Raw genomic sequence first — 21,193 nt, forward strand, 5'->3', positions numbered from 1 at the left:
CTTTTGTAGTTTCTTGGCGGAAACGATTCGCTCAAGAGTAATACAAAAGGGAAAGAAAGGAGATATGCGCTGGAAATGAGAATTCAAGAAAGCTATTCTAAAAATTGAATCAAGCTACAAACGGGGACTTACAATGTTCTCGTCTGTAGTCTGATACTTTTTCAAGATGTGCTCCATAACGAATGTTATGTTAAGGCATAAAACTAAGATAACTTATTGGGCTCTATAGAGAATTTGCCACGGAATGATATCAATAATTGTCAGAAATAATAGCTTAGATTCAATAGGTAAACTCGGTTGTACCAATTTTCTATTACATATAAAGTTGATCCTCCTGTTTGTGGATTAACCACTGCGAAGTCAGTCAGTATAGGTTTCATGCCATAGTAGTACCGAGCGTCTACTACAAAATGCTTACCTAATCGGTAGCCGACACCACCTGTTAACCCTGCATCTACTGGTTGAGTATGTTGGATTGGTACGACCTGATTGGGAGTTGATTTAAAATAGAATTTGTCATCGAGTAAATATCCTAATTGACCTCCTACCTCTAAGAAAACTCGTTCACCTTTTGGCCGGATTCTGAGCATGATTGGCAGAGCCAGATAATCAAGCACTAAGATTTGCTTGTCTTTGATATAAGTAGCCGCATTCTGATAATAATTAAAACTAACCGTTTCCCCTGACGGGAATAAATCAGTTCATAGACTAATGCGATAGTAGGTGAAAACCGCTGTTCTAAAGTGATTCCCGCGTTGTATCTCCATCGGATACCATTAAGTCCACCTTGCTCTTTTTTTATCTGATTAGCGTTTGGTCCCCCTGTAATGCCAAGCCGATAGTCAATTCTATGTTGGCCATGAACTGCTATGAGGCTGATCAAATATAGTCCCAGTAAGATAGGTAGCTTCCCGCTCATGCTGCTAAGTCGTATACAAGTGGCGTTGCGTCAATCAACTACACTCATTACCTTAAGCTCGTTTGATGTAGTACCTTAAGCTCGCACAGATAACTTGATTACGACGAACGGTTGAGGGTTGCACAGTGTAATTGCCAGTTAAGGGGTCTATACCTTTAAAAGCTTTCAACAAGGGTATGATACTCTGGTTATAGCTAATTTCAGCAAAAAAATGCCTGTTAAAATTGTGGCCTATTCCAATCAACCAACTAAAATCTGTCTTTCTAAGGAAAGGAGGATTATTATTATTAGTGTATCCTTTTTGGGGTAATAATTTTACCTCATTATGCGCCAAGTACCCTATTTGCAGACCTGCACCAAATGATACATGTGCTCGTCTACTCTTGAGTCTGAGCGCGATAGGCGTCGTAAAATAGTCGTAATTAGTCACTATCTTTTGATAAAGATGTGATGGGTTTGATAATTGCTCTGTATTACCTTGTCTGGAGTATTTCAAATCACCAATAATAGACAAACGCTTGCTAAGTTGTTGTTCAAGAGTCAGTCCAGCAGTATACAATACAATAAGTTTGTTATTGCTGTTATTACTTTCTATAAAGCAAGTGAAGTTGACACCTCCAATCAAACCCACACGAAATGTATTCTCAGATTGAGCCTTGCAAAGCAATGGTCCAGTCAACCAAACCAGAGTGTACAGAATAAATTGGTTTACGTTCATGATGTTTACTCCAATGTAACTTAGGCCGGTTTAATCTTGTCCATTTTACGAGAACCGTAAGTTGTATAATCTACGCTATATTAGTGAGTGCAACTTAAAACTGATGGGTATTGGTATAAATTATTTAGCCAATACCGAAATATAGTTTTAGTATTACTGCTGAATATTGACCATACAGGCGATGGATAACGGTATTACTGAAACGAATAACGACTCAATCGAGTGCATGTTGAGCACCATTGGCCTACGTTAAAAAGATTTACCTTTTTTATCACACCGTGGCCGTGCGTTGCTCTACCCAATTTATGATTGTTTCTGCCTCCTGAAGACCCGCAGTAGCTACGCTGGCCAGCGGATTACCATCATAACTCATAGATAAATGGAGTGTATCGTAAACGCCCACGAATGAATTAAGAAGCCGTTTATCTAAGTTGGCCAGTTGCTGCTTATACCAATCAACGTCTTTCCGCCCTTTCCCTTTCTTACCTAACAGCCCATCTAATGCCACTAATACGCCAGAGTAGGCTGCATGACCGGCCAGCTTGACGTATTTAGTATCCTGGTAAATGCCATCTTCTTTATGCGCTTTGTCACGCAGAATCTCACGGGCGTTAGCCAAGTAGCGTTTGGCTTCTTCTACAGCAGTGTTCATTACTTTTTTCTTATGGTGGTTACCACACCAAATATCCTGCAAATAACTGGCATATCAACGCATCAGTTCATCCCCGTAGCGTGTTAGTTATTGCGGCTGATTTACTCAGACAATGAGCAGCCCGTTTTCCCGGAGTTGCGTCCAGACGGGCGACTGCGTGAATGACTCGAAACGGCCCAGTCCGGTGGCTTCGTAGTCAGTTTGCAGTTGGGTTAATGAACAAGGCTCTTGGGAGACAATAACGAGTTTGGGCAGTGTATCCATCAGCCACTGACCCACCGGAACCGTGGTTTCGAGTAGCCATTGTCCCTGCTTGCTGTAGAACTCTAATTCGGCCATCTCGACCACTTTCCGGCCCTGCTGCAACTCAACTACGTCTATGCTGGGCAGGTTGCCTGGCCAAACGACAACCGCATTGGGTCGTGGATTTTTGTCGGGTGGCTGGCTGATTGCCCTTTCGATGTACCGGGGCGGAATGGACGTGATGGGTATCTTGAACGCGAACCACTCCTGAAGCGGTAGGTCGAAACCCACGTCGTGCATGTAGTTGAACAGCGACTTCCGCAGTCCCTCGGCAAACAAATCATGATCGGCACCCGTCGGGTCGGCGTGGTCGAGGTCGTTGTTGGCAAAACCGCCGGAGCGGGCCGAATCCACGGCGGGGTCAATTCGCATCACGTCGAAAGCGGCCGGGTCAACGCCGACGGGGCTGTGAACGGTCATGGCGAACCGGTGCCAAAAGCCCGACTGTACCACGCCGTTTATGAACAACTGCCGGACCATTTCCAGCGAATCAACCGTTTCCTGCATGGTCTGCGTCGGGAACCCGTACATCAGGTAGGCATGAACCATGATACCCGCCTGGGTGAAAGCATCGGCGACGCGGGCCACCTGCGCCACGGTAACGCCCTTTTTCATGCGCTCCAGCAGCCGGTCCGACGCTACTTCCAGTCCACCCGACACGGCAATGCAGCCCGATGCTTTCAGCAGCGTACACAGGTCCGGCGTGAAACTGGTTTCGAACCGGATGTTTGTCCACCAGGTCACGGTCAGCTTCCGGCGGATAATTTCCAGGGCCAGGTCGCGCATGAGGGCCGGGGGGGCGGCTTCGTCCACGAAGTGAAACCCCGTTTGCCCGGTCTGCTCAATGATTTCTTCGATGCGGTCGGCGAGGAGCGAGGCCGTTACGGGTTCGTAGCGTTTGATGTAGTCCAGCGTCACGTCGCAGAACGAGCACTTGCCCCAGTAGCAGCCGTGGGCCAGGGTAAGTTTATTCCAGCGGCCATCGCTCCACAACCGGTGCATTGGGTTGACGACTTCAATGACCGACAGGTAATCGTGCAGGGGAAGGTTGCGGTAGTTGGGCGTGCCGGTTTCTCGCTGGGGTATATCCTTTTCGCGGGCACCGTTGTAGTACGTCACTACGCCGTTGGTTCGGGCAAACGTGCGCTTTAGCTGGCCCAGTTCGCGCTGACCCGCGAGGTGTTCCAGTACCGTGAGTAAGGGCGCTTCGCCATCATCGAGGCAGATAAAGTCCACGTAATCGAACACGCGGGGCTCCGTCAGCGAGCGTAGTTCGGTGTTGGCGTAGCCCCCGCCCATCACGATTTTGATAGCGGGATGGTGTCGTTTCAGGTACTTGCCGCACGTCAATGCGCCGTACAGATTACCAGGAAAAGGAACCGTCAGACAGACCACGTCGGGTTGCCACTGCTGAATTTTCTGTTCCAGCAGTCCGACCAATAAAGACGATACAGGGGTGTCCGGTGCTTGCAACGCTTCGTGCAACGCGTCGAAATGCGTGGCCGAGCGCCCCAGCCGTTCGGCGTAGCGGCTGAATCCAAAGTGTGGATCGACGGCCTCCTGAATGAGATCGCTCAGGTCTTCGAGGTACAGCGTGGCCAAGTGCCGCGCCTTGTCGTGAATGCCCATCGTCCCGAACGCCCAATCCAGTTCCTCCAACTGCGCGAACCGCGAGGCTTCGGGCAAATACGTTCGGTCGCAGATGCTGTGGGCGAGGGTTGGGTTTTTATTTTGTAAAAACCGAATCACCGGGTCGATGGTGCTGACGTAATCGTTTTGCAGACGGCAGATGCGGTAACTATTGTCGGATAGTTCGGCATCGGCGGCTTCGAGCCGGGCGAACATTGCCGAGAGTCCCTCCGCCGAAAACAGCGCCAGAATGACCTCAATACCCAAATCAGCCTGATAGGCGGTCTTCCCCTTTGTTTGGAGAAACCCTTTGAGGTACGCCGTTGCCGGATACGGGGTGTTCAGTTGGGTGAATGGCGGGGTAATAAGTAAGAGCGTCTGAGCCACTGCGGTATAAATTCACGGATAAGATTCTGGCTCATCCTGACGGTAAATAACCTCCCGGTTTCGGCAATGGTTCGCTGGTATGGGCGACGAAGCAAGTTGGACTTAATGCATTCTTGAACCAACAAACGCACAAGCCGTTGTTCACTGTTGGCGGGTGGTTGGCGTATCCTGGACGGCGACGTCCGGGCGATGATAAGACCTGTTTCGCCCGGACGTGGCCGTCCAGGATACGTTACAACCACCCGCCCCAAGCCGAACTGCATAATCAAAGCGAAATCTTAAATGGCCTTTACTTTCCTCACTGCCGAATGGCGGAACCTGATCTTCGCTAATTACGCCATCGACCGTCGGGTGCTGGAGCCGCTCGTCCCCTACGGCACGGAATTAGACGAATTCAACGGTGTACACTATGGCAGTTTGGTCGGATTTTACTTCCAGCGGGTCAAAATGTTCGGGGCAGTGGCGGTGCCGTTTCACCAGGAATTTGAGGAGTTCAACCTGCGTTTCTACGTCCGGCGTAAAACACAAACCGGCTGGAAACGGGGCGTGGTGTTCGTGAAGGAAATCGTACCCAAGTTTGCCATTACACTGGTGGCTAATACGCTCTACGGCGAACCCTACGCCACGCATTCCATGCGGCATAACTGGCAGCAGGAAGGCGACATGCAGACTATTCAGTACGATTGGAAAGTCGGCACTGACTGGAATCATATCCTCGTCCAGGCCGACCGGGCGGGGCATCCCTTGGTACCCGACAGCGAAGAAGCGTTCATCACCGAGCATTACTGGGGCTACACAAAGCGCTCGTCCCTGCGACCCGGCGAGGGCCGAACGTCGGAGTACGAAGTCGTTCACCCGCAGTGGTCTATTTACCCAGTCCGTGACTACGACGTTCGCTGCGACGTGCCAAAATTGTACGGACCTGACTTTGCGCCGTTTTTTGAGCAACCACCCCGGTCGGTCTTTCTGGCCGATGGTTCAGCGGTGGCGATCAAATCAGGCGCGATGATGCGGGGGTGAGTTCAACCCTTCAGTGTACCCGCAGTTTCTGACCCGGCCGGATGCGGCCCCGCGAGGAGAGGTGATTTTTGCGCAACAGCGCCGAAGCCGACATGCCATAGCGGCTGGCAATGCTTGATACCGTCTCGCCCGACCGCACCCGGTGCAACACCGTCCGTTTGATCTTAGGTTTATAACTGGAACTGACCTCCGACGAACGACCCCCGCGCAGGTAATCCCAGACGTTGCCCGTGAGCAGGAAATGGTCGGAGTTGATGGTGTTGGCCGGGAACGAATAAATATTGAGCGGGCTGAACGGGTTGCCTTCGTAGCGCGTCTCGAAATGCAAATGCGCTCCGTAGCTCCGGCCGGTGTTACCGCCCAAACCCAATTGATCGCCCGCTTTAACGAGCTGACCCGTCTCAACTGTTTGTTTGGACATGTGCCCGTAGAGCGTTTCAAGGCCGTTATAGTGACGGAGCAGGACGTAGCGACCGTAGCCGTTACCATCCCAGCCAACCACCCGCGCAATGCCGTCGAAGGTGGCATAAACCGGGTCGCCGGTTTCCAGGTCCAGGTCGGTGCCGGTGTGCCAGCGGCCCCAGCGATACCCGAAATTTGAGGTCATTTTGCCTTCTTCCAGCGGAGCCGACCAGTAGCGATTGGCCGCTGCATCGTACAGCTTAATGTCGATGGCCTCGTTGAATTCCAGCGGGTTGATGTTGTAAGGGTCAATAGTGCGCGAATCCCAGACGGCGTAGTAATCGGCGATTTTGACCCATTCGTTACCGACCAGCACCGAGTCGATCACTTCGACAACGCTGGTCTCGCCCTGGTCAATTTGGCTGGTATCTTCACTAACGACCGGGTTCAACGCTTTTTTCGGTTCAAACTGGTTATTGAAGCGCAGGTTAGCCGTTTCCTGTTGAAACGGGTCGTCGGCTTTTTGGGGCTTTTCAACGGCTGGTGTTTTGGAAGCGGGGAAGTTCCTTGGGGTGATTCGCAGGTTGTTTTTGAAACGCCCCCGTTCCTGCGCCTGTGCCATTCCGCTGATGCACAGGCATCCAATGACCAGCAACCGGTGAATTGTTCTTTTTCTCATCATGGGTTAGAGAGGAGTCATAGGGGTCATAAGTCGTAGCAGTCGTAAGTAGCTGACGCGTACCTGTAGCTTACTTACGACTGCTACGACTTATGACTCCTACGACTATTTTTAATGCACTAACTGCTGCTCCTGCATTTCCAGCGTGACCAAATAACGTTCGGCATCGAGGGCCGCCATGCAACCGGTTCCGGCTGCGGTGATGGCCTGGCGATACACGTTGTCCTGAGCATCTCCGCAGGCAAAAACGCCGGGTATGTTGGTCTTGGTTGAGCCTTTCTCGGTCAGGATGTAGCCGCTCTCGTCCCGCTCGATATATTCGCCAAATATGCCTGTGTTGGGGGTGTGACCAATGGCCACGAAAAAGCCGGTCACGTCTAAAACGGTTTCTTCGCCCGTTACGGTATTCTTCACCAATGCGCCCGATACGCCATCGTCACCTAAGATTTCCTGTGTTTCGGTATTGTATAGGATTTCGATGTTATGTGCTGTTTTTACGCGTTGCTGCATGAACCGCGACGCCCGCATTTCGTCCCGGCGCACAATCATGTACACCTTCCGGCAGAGGTTGGCTAAGTAGCTGGCTTCTTCGGCCGCCGTATCGCCCGCACCGACGATGGCCACGTCCTGCCCCCGGAAGAAAAACCCGTCGCAAACGGCGCAGGCCGATACGCCCCGGCCGTTGAGCCGCATTTCGGAGGGTAAGCCGAGCCACTTGGCCGATGCCCCGGTGGAAATAATGACCGAATCGGCCGTGATTTCGTGCTGATCGTCGACAATGGCTTTATGCGGATGCCCCGAAAAGTCAACGCTCGTCACCATGCCGTAGCGAACGTCGGTGCCAAATCGACTGGCCTGCTTTTCCAGGTCCTGCATCATCTGCGGCCCATCAACCCCGTCGGGATAACCCGGAAAGTTGTCGACCTCCGTGGTGATGGTCAACTGGCCACCGGGCTGCGGACCCTGGTACATAACCGGGTGCATATTGGCGCGGGCAGCGTAGATGGCAGCGGTATATCCGGCCGGGCCGGAGCCGATAATCAGGCACTTAACGTGTTCAGTCGTCATTGCAAAGGGCAAAAAAGTTGTCTGTTAACTAACTCAACCACGCGCGTCAGACGCGGTGGCATAAAGACAACATACGCAAAATTGAAAAAATTTCGCTTTGGGAGCAAGAAAGCAGGTCTTTGCTTATTCAACAATCACGTCGCGTTCCAGCGGTTCACCAATGGCGGTGCTGCCGTTTTCCTTCTTGTACTGTAGCCGAAATAGATAGCGCCCTGCCGGGATTTTGTCCGGTAGAATAAATGAAGGCCTGCGGAATGAATCCGGATATACCCCGTACGAATCAGGCATGGCCACGTCGACGGTGTAGGTTAGTGCAGGGGTTGGCGTTGGCTTGGTCAGCTAATAACCGGGATAAACCTAGTGGGGCAGGTTATGTAACTGATTAAACAAAGCTACTTTGTTTAGGGAAATTTGCCCATCGGTACATGCAGCGTCTGATCCACTTTATGAGCCGGGAAGATCGTTCGCCGTGAAGTTAAGCCATTGATGAAGCGGGCGTATTAAAAATCACTATTTTTCGGCTACTTACGCTGTTGATAGCTCCTTTATGTCGTTGAGTACCATCCGTTTTTTCATTACACTTGCCATTAGCTGGCTTGCCGTATCACTAACTACTGCCCAATTCCTGCCCATTCTCGACCAGACGCCCGGCAACCTGCGCTGGTATCGCCTGACAACGCCCCACTTCCGGGTACTCTATCCTGACGGGTTCGACTCCACAGCCCAACGAACTGCTCAGCGGTTAGAGAGTCTGTACGAACCCGTCAGTGCCTCGCTGAACCGACGGCCCCGGCCCATTTCAGTACTGCTTCAGAACCAGACTACTAATAGCAACGGCTTTGTGACGCTGTTCCCGCGCCGGTCGGAATTCTTCGCAGTGACTCCGCAAGACCCCGGTCTGTTAGGTACGCTGGACTGGCTCGATCTGCTGGCGGTGCACGAATACCGGCACGTGGTTCAGAATGAAAAAGCGTTGCAGGGATACGGCCGGGTGCTCTATGCGCTGCTGGGTAACACCGGGCTGCAACTTCCGCTCTTAACCGTGCCGGACTGGTTTGCCGAGGGTGACGCCGTCAGCACCGAAACCCTGCTGAGCACCAGCGGGCGCGGCCGAATTCCGAATTTTGATCTGGCAATGCGCGCTAATCTGTTGGCCAGCCGGTCCGCCGGTGCGGTGGATTCGCCTAACCGGCTGTTCAATTACCAAAAGGCAGTTTGTGGTTCCTACCGCGAAAACGTGCCGGATCATTACACGCTGGGTTATCTGCTGACGACGTACGCGAAACAAACCTACGGCCCGGACGTTTGGAGCCGGGTGCTGGATCGGAACTATAACCGATTCCCGTGGCCGTTTGCGTTCTCGGCCAGCATTAAAAACGAGACGCGGCTGCGGGTTGAAGGGCTGTACCGGAAAACAATGGACGACCTGACCGAAACGTGGCAAAAGCAGCGTGAAAGTCTGATCCTTACACCGGCTAACACATTCCCAGTCCGGGCGGAACAGGCGCGGACCCGCCGTCCGGTTTTTACCAATTACCAGTACCCGCAATTTCTGACCGATTCAACGGTGTTGTGCGTCAAAAGCGGTTTGGGCGACACACCCCGGCTGGTGCTGCTGGGCAAAAACAGACAGGAGAAACGAGTGTACGTGCAGGGCTTTCCGAATGATCCGGATATGCTGTCGGCCACGGCTACCAAAGCAGTCTGGATCGAGTTTGGCTATGACCCGCGCTGGCGGCAGCGGGTTTACTCGAACATCCGGCTGCTTGATCTGGCAACGGGCAAACTCACCCGTCTGACGCACCGCACCCGCTACACGGTTGCTGCGCTCTCGCCCAACAACACCAAAATTGTGGTCGTGGAGAATACTGATCGCTACAAAACCCGATTAGTGGTGCTCGACGCGCAGACCGGTAAGATTCTCAAAACACTCTCGAATCCTGACAACGAATTTTACCTGCACCCGCGCTGGCAGGCCGATAATCGAACTATTGTGGCGGTTGCGTTGAAAAACGGCCAGAAAACGATTCAGCGCATCGACAGCCAGGACGATTTGCGAACGGATCTGTTGCCCCGCGCTAACGAAAACCTGAGTCATCCGCAGCCCTGGGGCGATTACGTGCTCTATAATTCGCCCCGGTCGGGCATTGACAATATCTACGCCGTTGACGCCCGAACCAACGCCGTTTTCCAGGTTACGTCGCGGCCATTAGCGGGGTATCACGCGGCCGTTTCGCCTTCGGGTAAGCGGCTGGGGTTCGATGATTTCGCGGCTACGGGCTATCGCATCGCTGATATGCCACTCGACCCGGCTACGTGGAAATCTGTTTCGCCCAGCCCGTCCAATGGCTCAACGGAGCTTGTGCGGCATTTCGGTTCCCGACCGGATCAGTCTGCCGTTGCAGGGGCGCTCGTTAACGAGTCGCTTGTGAACAAAGAGCCGGGGGCGGTTGAGGGTCGGCTGGTACTGGCTGATTCGCTGCCGACGGTCGGGTCATACGCGCCTACGCGCTTCCGACGGCTGGCTAATGCTATCAACGTGTACAGTTGGGGTCCCGTTGTTGGGTCGACCGGGCAGGACTTGACCGTCGGGTTAAATTCGCAGGATCTGCTGAGCACCACGCAGCTTGGCCTTGGCTACACGTATAATCAGGCCGAACGCGTTGGTGCGTATTTCGCCAATCTGAGTTATCAGGGCCTATACCCCATTATTGATTTGAGTTTCCAGCGGGGCGACCGCAATACGTCGCTTTACGTGGACCGGAGAACCCCGTTGGATAGTCTGCGTTCGGACCGCTGGCAGTATAATCAACTGACAGCCGGATTTCGCCTGCCGCTTCGGCTGACTCAGTCAAAGTATGGGCAAAGCCTGAGCCTATCGGCTTACTACAACTACCTGCAGGTGAGTGGCTACGATCTGCCGTTTCGGTCCATAACGGAGGTTGGCCCGGCGGGGTCACTGAACGCACTGGTATACGGATTTAGCTACTCACGGCTACTACGCCAAAGCAAACGCGACGTAGCATCACGCTGGGGACAGACCATTTCGGTTTCGTACCGAACAACGCCCTTTAGCGGGCGGCTCAACGGCGAGCAGTTGGGCGTTCAGGCCAACGTCTTTTTGCCGGGGCTGGGTAAGCACCACACACTGTGGTTCCGGGGGGGGTATCAGCAGCAGGCACGGGGCACGTACCGCTTCAGCCCGGCGGTGTTCTACCCGCGTGGGCAGGCCTACGTCAGCGACGACCGCATCGTGGCGGGCAGCGCCGAATACCGCCTGCCCCTCGCCGACATGCACTGGTCAATTGGGCGGCTGCTGTACCTACAGCGGATTAAAGCGGCCGGATTTTTAGACGGAGCGCTGGGCCGGAGTACGGTGGAGTTACGCGACGCGGCCGGGCAACCACGCGGTGTGACAACCCGCACCCGAAACTATGCGACTACCGGCTTCGACGTGTCGTTCGTCTTCAATGTACTCCGCCTGCGTACGCCCCTGGAGGTTGGCGCCCGAACGACGTACAATTTTAACACGGGGACGTGGGATGCAGATTTGTTAGTGATTGATATTGGGTTTTAAGCGGTTTACCCCACGGCAGCTGCCGTGGGGTAGTCTTCTTACGCCTTATAGAAAATCCACTTCGACAACTCTCGGTAGGTTGGCTTTTTGCCGTACATCAGGATGCCCACGCGGTAGATGCGGGCGGCTAACCAGGTTGTGCCAATGAAGCCCAGCACCAGTAGGCTCATGGACAGCACCAACTGCCAGCCCGGTACACCCAGCGGCAACCGGACCATCATGATAATGGGGGAGGTGAAAGGAATAATCGACGTCCAGAACGCTAAGCTGCTGTCGGGGTCTCGGAGGACGAACTGCGCAATAATAAACGAGAAAATGATGGGCAGCGTAACGGGCAGCATGAACTGCTGGGTGTCGGTTTCGTTGTCGACGGCGGCCCCAATGGCCCCGTAGAGCGCACTGTAGAGCAGGTAGCCCCCGATGAAGTAGAATAAAAAACACCCGATAATGAGTGGCAGATTCAGGTTATTGATCGAGCTGATAAACGACAGGACGGGGTTGCTGGCCGCCTTGGCAACACTGGGCGGCATGTCGGCCTGCTGACCCGTCTGGGCCTGCACCGATGCCTGAACGGTTGGTCGCTCGGCGAACTTGCTCCCGAATACGGCCGTACCCGCCGAAGTGATCGCGAGCGTCAGCAGAATCCAGAGGGCAAACTGGGTCAGTCCCACCAGCCCTACGCCCAGAATTTTGCCCATCATCAACTGAAACGGCTTCACCGACGAAATAATGACTTCAATGATGCGGTTCGTTTTTTCTTCTACCACGCCCCGCATCACTTGCATCCCGTAGACCATCACGGTAATGTAAATTAGGATGGCACATAGCAAACCAATTACCGAAGCCGCGCCCGTGCTGCTTTGCTTTTCGCCCTCATCGCTCAGGCTAATCGTTTCGGCGTCCACGTCGACTTTCGCGTCTTCAATTACTTTTCGGGTGATGCCCGACTGCGTTAGCTTCAGGTTTTCGATCTCCCGCTCGATGGTTCGCTCAATGCCCGATTTTATGTCGAAGCTGACGCCTTTTTCGGCAAATAACTGAACCCCTTTTGAGTCGGTCAGCACGTCTTTCGGAATGAGAACCAGCACATCGTTTCCGCTTTTGAGAAACGCTTTTTTCGCCGTAGCAATCGGTGTTTTAGCGAACGAATAGGTCAGCGAAGGCGAATTTTTGAACTTGCCCGCAAACTGCCCGCTTTCGTCGATAACCTGTACTTTTTTCTGGTCGATGGAACCGATGGCGGCCCAGCCAACCAGCCCGTAGAAAGCCGCAATCAGCAGCGGCCCCAAAATAGTCATGACCAAAAATGACTTTTTACGCACCCGCACTAAGTACTCGCGCTTGATAATGAGGAAGATGATATGCATAGTTTTAATTAGTGAATGTTCGAATCATGAATGAGTTAATGTTTGGATGCCGGTCCGCTGGTGCGGTCAGCTATTCGCTCCCCTTCGGCGTACCGATTCACTCATTCACGATTCGCTCATTATTTTCGCCAACGGCCTGGATGAAGATGTCGTTCATGCTGGGAATGTTCTCGCCGAAAGACCGGACGGCCACGCGGTCGAGCAGGTGACGGATGAGGTCGTTGACGGCTGCGTCGGGCGGAATCTGGATGTTGGCCCGCAGGAAATCGTCTTCCGTTGGGTGGGTGTTCAGCACGGCAAAAGCAGGTGGGAGGTCATCGAGCGTTCCCTGGTATTCGACGTGGTAGGTGTGCGTTTTGAACTGATCCTTGATGCTGCGCTTCGTGCCGTCCAACACTTTCTTCGACTTGTGAATCAGTGCAATGTGATCGCAGAGTTCTTCGACGGATTCCATGCGGTGCGTCGAGAAAATGATTGTCTTGCCTTTGTCGCGCAGTTCCAGAATTTCGTCTTTAATGAGGTTGGCGTTGATGGGGTCGAAACCTGAGAAGGGTTCATCCAAAATAATCAGGTCTGGTTCGTGCATGACCGTGGCCACAAACTGTACCTTCTGCTGCATCCCTTTGGACAGGTCTTCGACGTTTTTGGTCCACCACGTTTTAATGTCGAACTTAATGAACCACGTCTTGAGCTTGTCCATCGCCTGTTTTTCGCTCAGCCCCTTGAGCTGCGCTAAGTACAGCAACTGTTCGCCGACCTTCATTTTCTTATAGAGGCCGCGCTCTTCGGGCAGGTAACCGATGCGCTTGATGTGGTCGGGTTTGAGCCGCTCTCCATCCAGAATTACCTCGCCCGCATCGGGTCCTGTAATCTGGTTGATAATGCGAATGAGCGACGTTTTGCCCGCCCCATTGGGACCGAGCAGCCCGAAAATACTGCCCTTCGGTACGGCTAAACTCACATCGTCCAGTGCCCGGTGTTCGGCATATTGCTTAACAATGTGATGGGTTTCGAGAATGTTCATGCAGTTTAGGTCAGCGTTGGTTTCGTGTTGAGGACAATCAAACTTCGGCGTTCGGCCGCGCCGGGCCAACCAATTTACGGATGAACAGCCAAACGGCCGTACAGACGGTCATAAAAAAGGCCACAATCAGATAAATTGTGGCCCTATAGCCAAGATTCGTAGAATTGATGGGGTCAATTATAGTAGTCCCGAACCTGAAATAGCAACATCAGAAACAGCAGACCCAGCAGGATACCGATTAGGCTGAAGGAGAGAATGCTGGTTACAATACTGAGCAGTTGAGCATAGTAACTAAGCACCCAACCCGACCGTTTGCGGTTGAACAGGCCCGGCAGCGCCAGTAGGCTAAGCACAAGGCCAATCACCGTCAGAACCATACTAATCGTGTAGCCAATACCGCTGCCAATACCGCCCACAAACGAGACGGGCAGGAGTGCCGTGCCGATACCCAAAAAGAGAAGAATAGACGGTAGGGTCAGCAGTAGCAGTACGAGTGACACAAATGGCCAGTATTTCACGAATCCTTCCCGAAAATTAACCGGGAATTGAAACGGGGCTTTAATGGTGAAGTATGGAGCCAGTTCGGTCTCCAGCAGAGCAGATTGATTCATGGTACAGGCGGTTAAGGAACCGCTAACCTACGGATTTATCCGTCATGAACGCCTGCCTGACAAGCTGTGTTATCGGTTGTTTACTAAGCGGTAACTTCATCAGTTTCAATGGGCTGCGTTCGGAATTCGCCTTCCCATTTGGAAATAATGCAGGTAGCCACGGCATTGCCTGCTACGCTCGTGGCCGAGCGCCCCATGTCGAGCACCTGGTCGATACCCAGCAGCAGGGCCAGTCCCTCGGCGGGCAGGTTAAAGAGCGACATGGTACCCGCAATGATGACCAGCGACGCCCTGGGAACGCCGGCAATGCCTTTGGACGTAATCATCAGCGTCAGCATCATCGTAATCTGCTGCTCAATGCTCAGTGATATGTGGTACGCCTGGGCAATGAAGGCCGTAGCGAAAGTCATGTAGAGCATTGACCCGTCGAGGTTAAACGAGTAGCCCAGCGGCAGCACAAACGAGATAATCCGTTCCGAACAGCCGAACCGGCGCAGGGCCTCGATGGTCTGCGGAAATGAAGCCTCCGAACTGGCCGTGCTGAACGACAGAATGATGGCGTCTTTGATCTCGCGCAGCAGGGCTATGTACGGAATCCGCACCACTAAGCAGATCGTCCCCAGCACCACGAACATGAAAAACAGCAACCCCCCAAAAAAGCATAGAATCAGGTACGCATAGCCCCCCAGGATGCCCAGCCCCTGCTGCGCCACAATGTTGGCAATGGCCCCCAGCACCCCAAACGGGGCAAAACCCATCACGTAACTGGTGATTTTGAACATGATGTGCGACAGCGAATCCAGCGCTTTAATCATGATCTTGCCCTGTGCCCCCACCGATCCTACGGCAATACCGAAGAAGATGCTGAACACCACAATCTGAAGGATTTCGTTGGTGGCGAGTGCCTCGACGAAACTCGTCGGGAAGATGTGGGTGATAAACGTGTCAAACGTAAACTTCTGCGCTTCAATGCCCGTGTCGGTGCCTTTGGCGGGCAGCGGCAGACTCATTACCTCGCCCGGCTTCATAATATTGACCACCAGCAACCCCACTACCAGCGACAGGATGGTAGCGAAATAGAAATAAGCCAGCGTTTTAAGGCCAATTCGCCCAACGGCCCCAAAATCACCGAGTTTGGCGATGCCCACCACCAGCGTGGCAAAGACCAGCGGCCCGATAATCATTTTGATGAGCCGCAGGAAGATTTTAGACAGGATGTTCAGGTCGGTTCCTGAAAAACCAGAATCCGTAGCCGGAAAGAAGTAGCCAATGGCAATACCAAGCACCATGCCCAGAAAAATGCGTGTTGTCAGGTTAGGGAGTTTCATTCAATCGGAGAGAGTAGCGGTATCGACAAAAGTAACGGAATCTGGGGAGTTCGGAAAGCCCGTGTGTGCAGATAAATCAACGCCGGATAAGCAACGTTCTACCGTAGAACTTACCTGCGTATATACGTAATCGTGCGTGCTTATGGGTTGCCAAACACGCGTTTGTAAATGGGTTTACGGTAAGCGAACTGGAGCCACATCAACGGATATAGCAGGTAGTCGGTCAGGCGAAACGGCGTTCGGAACGTAATATCGTCGACCACGACCGTGCCGCCCGCCGGATCGTGCAGCAACCGGTGCCGGTGATGCCAGTAGCGAAGAAAAAATGGTAACTGAGTGCCCTGGTCAATAAAATAAATCTCGTCGGAACGGGTTTGCTGGTCAATGATCTGGCTAATCCAGTCCTGTTTGAAGAGCAGGAAGTTTAGCCGCAGGTGAACCACATCGCCCCGGCGGCACCCGTCGAACCGGACGACCTTAACGGGTGGGAACGGGGGACTAAGCCGGTCGAACAGCGACCGGTCGAATCCCGCCCACACCGTGGGCAGGGGCTGTTGAACACGGGTTTTAAGGAGAAGATGCATCTCGAAAGAAGGGAAGAATAGACGGATAAATAGTCCTTTCGATAATAAAAGATACCGTAAAATTGATAAATACGAGAGTATCAACCAATTTGGCCCTCTGTTTCCGGCCCAACACGAACTGAACCGGGCAGATTTCAGCCTGTCCTATGCGTTGTTTCAGACGGTGGTCACTTGGTTTGATCGTTATGGGATTGCTCGGCTGGGCAACGCCAGGGCTGGCGGCTGTTCCCGAACCCGAATACCTCACCGTGCGCAACGGCCTGCCGCAGGGATTTGTCAAGTCGATTATTCAGGACCGGCGTGGTTTCATCTGGCTGGCAACCCGCGATGGTCTGTGCCGCTACGATGGGGTGCGCTTCCGTATTTATAACCACGACCCGCAACGGGTCAGCTCACTCTCGTTCAGCAGCATTTATGAAATTCGGGAGGATGCAAAAGGACGGCTCTGGCTCCGTACCGAGAACAATAACGTGGACTGTTTTGACCCGGTTACCGAGCAAACCCGCCGGGTGTCGGCGTCGTCCCAGTTCAGCCAGGCGGTCGGCCGCGATCCGCTCGTGGGCATTTACCCGGACCAACTCGGCAACGTTTGGGTCGCCACGCAAACGAACGGCTTTTTCCGGCTGAATCCGGCCGGAGCCGTCTCTCATCATCACTGGCCCGCTAAGGGCGATACCGTTCAGCGGTTTATTCACGCCCTGCTGCTCGACCGGCGCGGTCGTCCGTGGGTAGCGGCCCGCGACGGTTTATTTCGCTACAATCCGGTATCGGGCGCGTTTGCGGGGTTCCGGGTTGGGCAGGGGTTGCCGCAGACTGATGTTTGGGCAATGCACGAGCGCACCAACGGCGAACTGATGCTGGGCTTTCCGGGGCGTTTCGCTCTTTTCAATCCCGTGGCCGGTCAGGTGCGTACGGTGATTGCCCTGCCCGGTACGCCAACCCAAATCCCCCTGTTTGCCCGCGACTACCGGGGTATTGACTACGTCAACCAGAATCAATATACCGACAAAAACGGACTGGTGCGGGTACCGGCTTTCCCCGGTCCCGATGTCAAACCATCCGATGCGGCCGACCTGCCCAAGCTGGCCCGTTTTCCGGCACTATCGCTGCTGGTCGACCGCTCAAACGTACTCTGGATTGGTACAAATGGCGATGGCGTTATCAAGTACGACCTGAACAAACGGTTGTTTACGGCCTGGCCCTACAAAACGAATTTTCATACCGACTGGCTGACGCAGCAACTTGGGGTGCCGCTCAGTGCCGTTCCGGCGGGTATCCGAAGTCAGTGGCCCTACGCCGTTCGCAGCCAGTTCGACCGGCAGAACGTGCTGTGGATGAGTAGCACCGAAACCCCGCCTTTTCGCTACAATAAGGCCAGTCAGGTGTTTGAGCCGGTTCGTCCGACCGGTATTGAGTCGCGGTGGCTGCCCAACGGCGCGTTTCGGATGACGGCCCTCGCCGTTGGCCAACAGCGGGAACTGTGGGGGTTGCTCGGGCCGGAGAACCGGGCGGTGGTGCGCCACAATTTTGAGCAGCAAACGTTCACGGCTTTCCCGCTGCCGCTGCCCAGGAACCACCCCTACGAGATCATGGCTATGACCGTGGACGGGGGACGCATCTATTTTGCCACCAAAAATCACGGCCTGCTCCGGGCCGACCTGTCGGCTCAGCGGCTCATTCGATGGCGGCCCAACCCGACCGACCCCGGCTCGCTGCCAAACTACGCCCTGTTGAGCTTGGCCCAGGACCCGGCCCAATATAATCACCTCTGGATCGGTACGTTTGGCAGTGGCCTGTGCCGATTCGATAAGATAACCGGCCGGATTCGGCGGTTTACCACGGCCAACGGCCTGCCCAATAACGTTATCTATGCCATCCGGCCCGATGGCGAGGGGCATCTCTGGCTGAGTACCAACCGGGGGCTGTGCCGGTTCGACAGCCGGACGTTTGAGGTTCGCAACTATACCACCGACGATGGTTTGCCGGGCGAGGAATTCGACCGCCACTACGAGGCTACGTTGCCTGACGGTCGGCTGGTGTTTGGAGGAATTGGTGGCTACACGGTGTTCGATCCGCGCCGAATTGGGGAGGACCCGTTCAAACCGGTTGTGGCCCTCACGGCCCTGCGTATCAATAATCAGCCGGTAAACGCAACCAGTCCGGAGTCACCCATCCGGCAGGATATTAACGAAACGGCTCAGGTCACGCTTACCTACCTTCAGAACTTCGTGTCGTTCGATTTTGCCGCGCTGCAGTTCAACCAGAGCAGCAAAAACCAGTACCGCTATAAACTGACGGGTTTGGATAACGACTGGGTCTACAGCGGCAATCAGGCCACGGCTACCTATACCAACCTGTCGCCCGCCACCTACACGTTCGTTGTCAATGCATCGAACACGTCGGGCGTCTGGAGTCCGCACACCCGGCAGATTCGGATCATTATTGCCCCCCCCTTCTGGCAGACCTGGTGGGCCTACGTGGGCTACGTACTGCTGCTGCTGGGAGCTATCGGTCTATTTCTGCACACGCGCATCAACCGGGTGCGGTTGGTGAGCCAGATCGAGATGCGCGAAAAGGAATCGATTCAGGTTAAGGAACTCAACGAAACCAAGTCACGCTTCTTCGCTAACATCACGCACGAGCTTCGTACGCCACTAACTCTTATCCTGGGTCCTGTTGAGCAATTATTGGGGGAAATTTTTGAGCCTCAGCACCAGGACCGGTTAACGACGGTACACCGCAATGCCAACCGATTGCTGCGGCTCATCAACGAACTGCTCGATCTGGCTAAACTCGAAGCGGGCAATATGACTGTGACGACTACGCTGGGGAACCTGACCGAATTTGTGGATCGAACGACGCGGGAATTTGATGAAGAAGCCCACCGTAAACACGTTCGTTTGCAGGTGCATTCGCTGCTGATTGACCCCTATTATTGGTTCGATACGGATAAAATCGAGAAGATTCTGACTAATCTGCTCGCCAACGCGCTCCGGTTCACGGGCGAAAACGATTTTATTACCGTGTCGGTTGCGGTCCTGACTTGGTCGACCGGCGCGTTGGTGGCGAATCCTGAAGCGGCACCCACCGACCGTATTCGGCTGACGGTTAGTGATACGGGGGCGGGTATCGACGGGGCCAAACTGCCGCACATATTCAATCGCTTCTACCAGGCCGACGCCACCACCGACCGGGCCGTTGGCGGATCGGGCATTGGACTGGCCTTAGTGAAAGAATTGGTCGAAGTAATGCAGGGCACCATCAACGTTGAAAGTCGCCCCGGCATAGGCACCACGTTTAGCGTCGAACTGCCCTGCCGCCCGGCCCCGGCCGTTTCCGGTTTAGCGGCTACCATTACCCGCCCGCAACCGGACTCAATGACCGACGAGTCCGTTGGCGTTGCTGCCAGCGACGACGGAGAGCGCTTGCTGCTGGTGGAGGACAACGACGAGATCGCCGACTATATCCAGAGGGTATTGAGTCCGTTTTGGCAGGTGCGCCGGGTGAGTGACGGGCAGGTGGGTATCGACACCGCACTTGCCGATGGGCCGGACCTGATTATCAGCGATGTGCTGATGCCTGGCGCGGATGGTTATGAATTGTGTCGGCAGCTAAAAAGCAACCCGCTTACGAGTCACATTCCCATTCTGCTCCTGACGGCAAAAGCTGCTTTTGAAAGCCGGATTGATGGGTTGGACGCGGGGGCTGATGATTACATAACGAAGCCCTTTCAGGTGAAGGAGTTACTGGGCCGCGTCAGGAACCGGCTGGAGCAGCAACGGCGCAGTCGGCACCACTACCGGACTCAGTTGCTGCGCGAAGGGCATCTGCCGGTTGCCAGTGCTGCGGTTAATGAAACGGATAAGTTTATGAACCGGGTGTATGGCGTACTGGAAGACCGCCTGGACGATTCGTCGTTCGGGGTCGAACCAATGGCAACCGCCGTTGGCCTGAGCCGGATGCAACTGAACCGCAAAATTAAGGCCATGACGGGCCTGACGCCCATTGAACTGATCCGGGCCGTTCGGCTAAACCGCGCCACTGAGTTGCTGCTGACGGGTGCTTCGGTATCCGAAACGGCCGACCGGGTTGGGTTCGATACACCCGCCTACTTCTCCAAAGTATTTAAGGAGCAGTATCACCTGACACCGTCTGAGTTCGTTGACCAGAATCGACAGGAAATTGCCAGGTAATGACTGGTTTGTGCAGGTGTGGAACTCTAATTCGTTGGCAAATGATGGTTCTGAATACTACTGATCACCCGGCTCGCGTCGTTTCCAGGGGCATTTGGGGGGCATGTTACAAAATTTATAGACTTTGTTACAAACGAGCAAGCGGCTGGCAGACAATGCAGGTAGTATTGCGTGAGTTTAAAACATCACGCCGACCAAAACCTCTACCGCCAAACGCTAATGAGCTATTTTCCTTCTGTTTCCGTTGCGGCCCGCACCGCGCCGACCGAGTGGCCTCCTCTAAAATTGTACCTGCGCGAAACGGGGCGCCAGTCATTCTCCGTTGCCGATCTTATCTACCTCCAGGCGGTTGCCAATTACAGTTGGCTGAACTGGGCCGACGGCCGCCGGATGCTGATGCCCCGCACGCTGAAGTACTACGCGCCTAAACTACCCAACGAATGGTTTGTTAGACTGCACCGGAACTGCGTTGTCAACCGTCGGTATGTGGAGCGGTTGGAGCGTACGGAAACGGGCGGACTGGTTCACCTCTCGACCGGCGATGTGCTGCCCGTTTCGCGTCGGCGGTGGAGTACTGTTCGGCGTCAATTAGCCAACAACATGCCCCATTTGAATTAACTGTCGCTTTCCGTTTCTACGTCTACCCATCAACCCCAAACACAAACGGCTCCGGCTTCGGCTGGGGCCGTTTGTGTTTGGGCCATTGCGTTTTGCGGCAGTTGGGTTGCGGAT

At 54.1% G+C, this 21,193-nt stretch carries 16 protein-coding genes; 4 read left to right on the forward strand and 12 right to left on the reverse strand.

The genetic code is table 11. The features are described 5' to 3' along the window. Positions 1-260: 260 nt before the first annotated feature. From ACYVHB_RS29925 to ACYVHB_RS29940, 4 genes are all read right to left on the reverse strand, one after another. Positions 261-638 (reverse strand): porin family protein, encoded by a 378-nt coding sequence (locus ACYVHB_RS29925; RefSeq protein ID WP_461055778.1) that lies wholly within the window; start codon positions 636-638, stop codon positions 261-263. Positions 639-971: 333 nt separating this feature from the next. Next, positions 972-1,637 (reverse strand): porin family protein, encoded by a 666-nt coding sequence (locus ACYVHB_RS29930; protein WP_461055710.1) that lies wholly within the window; start codon positions 1,635-1,637, stop codon positions 972-974. A gap of 271 nt (positions 1,638-1,908) precedes the next feature. Continuing rightward, entirely contained in the window at positions 1,909-2,289 is a 381-nt protein-coding gene (locus ACYVHB_RS29935) for a DUF5618 family protein (RefSeq protein WP_461055711.1), read from the reverse strand. 105 nt (positions 2,290-2,394) lie between these two features. After that, complete coding sequence (locus ACYVHB_RS29940; RefSeq protein WP_461055712.1) at positions 2,395-4,608, reverse strand: B12-binding domain-containing radical SAM protein; 2,214 nt, start codon at positions 4,606-4,608, stop codon at positions 2,395-2,397. A 282-nt stretch (positions 4,609-4,890) separates the two neighbouring features. Here ACYVHB_RS29940 and ACYVHB_RS29945 point away from each other — a divergent pair, with 282 nt between their 5' ends. After that, positions 4,891-5,628 carry a YqjF family protein gene (locus tag ACYVHB_RS29945; protein ID WP_461055713.1) on the forward strand — a complete coding sequence of 246 codons (738 nt, stop codon included), beginning with the start codon at positions 4,891-4,893 and terminating at the stop codon, positions 5,626-5,628. Positions 5,629-5,638: 10 nt separating this feature from the next. Here the strand turns inward: ACYVHB_RS29945 and ACYVHB_RS29950 are convergent, their stop codons facing one another. From ACYVHB_RS29950 to ACYVHB_RS29960, 3 genes are all read right to left on the reverse strand, one after another. Beyond that, complete coding sequence (locus tag ACYVHB_RS29950; RefSeq protein ID WP_461055714.1) at positions 5,639-6,709, reverse strand: peptidoglycan DD-metalloendopeptidase family protein; 1,071 nt, start codon at positions 6,707-6,709, stop codon at positions 5,639-5,641. 111 nt (positions 6,710-6,820) lie between these two features. Next, on the reverse strand, positions 6,821-7,777 hold the full coding sequence (gene trxB, locus ACYVHB_RS29955) for a thioredoxin-disulfide reductase (protein WP_461055715.1): 957 nt from the start codon (positions 7,775-7,777) through the stop codon (positions 6,821-6,823). A gap of 123 nt (positions 7,778-7,900) precedes the next feature. Then, the gene (locus ACYVHB_RS29960; RefSeq protein ID WP_461055716.1) at positions 7,901-8,065 is read right to left on the reverse strand and encodes a hypothetical protein; all 165 of its coding nucleotides are present in this window, start codon (positions 8,063-8,065) and stop codon (positions 7,901-7,903) included. A 259-nt stretch (positions 8,066-8,324) separates the two neighbouring features. On the opposite strand from ACYVHB_RS29960, the gene ACYVHB_RS29965 reads away from it, so the two are divergent. Next, on the forward strand, positions 8,325-11,354 hold the full coding sequence (locus ACYVHB_RS29965; RefSeq protein WP_461055717.1) for a TolB family protein: 3,030 nt from the start codon (positions 8,325-8,327) through the stop codon (positions 11,352-11,354). A 38-nt stretch (positions 11,355-11,392) separates the two neighbouring features. On the opposite strand, the gene ACYVHB_RS29970 is transcribed toward ACYVHB_RS29965, so the two are convergent. From ACYVHB_RS29970 to ACYVHB_RS29990, 5 genes are all read right to left on the reverse strand, one after another. Then, positions 11,393-12,721: an ABC transporter permease gene (locus ACYVHB_RS29970; protein WP_461055718.1), complete on the reverse strand. Its 1,329-nt coding sequence runs from the start codon at positions 12,719-12,721 to the stop codon at positions 11,393-11,395. 97 nt (positions 12,722-12,818) lie between these two features. Further along, a complete protein-coding gene (locus ACYVHB_RS29975) occupies positions 12,819-13,745 on the reverse strand; it encodes an ABC transporter ATP-binding protein (protein ID WP_461055719.1) in 927 nt (308 codons plus the stop codon). A 173-nt stretch (positions 13,746-13,918) separates the two neighbouring features. Next, the gene (locus ACYVHB_RS29980) at positions 13,919-14,356 is read right to left on the reverse strand and encodes a chromate transporter (protein ID WP_461055720.1); all 438 of its coding nucleotides are present in this window, start codon (positions 14,354-14,356) and stop codon (positions 13,919-13,921) included. A gap of 83 nt (positions 14,357-14,439) precedes the next feature. Next, positions 14,440-15,684 (reverse strand): dicarboxylate/amino acid:cation symporter, encoded by a 1,245-nt coding sequence (locus tag ACYVHB_RS29985; protein WP_461055721.1) that lies wholly within the window; start codon positions 15,682-15,684, stop codon positions 14,440-14,442. A 140-nt stretch (positions 15,685-15,824) separates the two neighbouring features. Further along, positions 15,825-16,268, reverse strand: a complete 444-nt coding sequence (locus tag ACYVHB_RS29990) for an SRPBCC family protein (protein WP_461055722.1) — start codon at positions 16,266-16,268, stop codon at positions 15,825-15,827. 146 nt (positions 16,269-16,414) lie between these two features. Here ACYVHB_RS29990 and ACYVHB_RS29995 point away from each other — a divergent pair, with 146 nt between their 5' ends. Both ACYVHB_RS29995 and ACYVHB_RS30000 read left to right on the forward strand, forming a co-directional pair. After that, positions 16,415-20,461 (forward strand): hybrid sensor histidine kinase/response regulator transcription factor, encoded by a 4,047-nt coding sequence (locus tag ACYVHB_RS29995; RefSeq protein ID WP_461055723.1) that lies wholly within the window; start codon positions 16,415-16,417, stop codon positions 20,459-20,461. Between the two features lie 219 nt (positions 20,462-20,680). Further along, on the forward strand, positions 20,681-21,079 hold the full coding sequence (locus ACYVHB_RS30000) for a LytR/AlgR family response regulator transcription factor (protein ID WP_461055724.1): 399 nt from the start codon (positions 20,681-20,683) through the stop codon (positions 21,077-21,079). Positions 21,080-21,193 lie beyond the last annotated feature (114 nt).

Source organism: Spirosoma arcticum, from assembly GCF_054779955.1.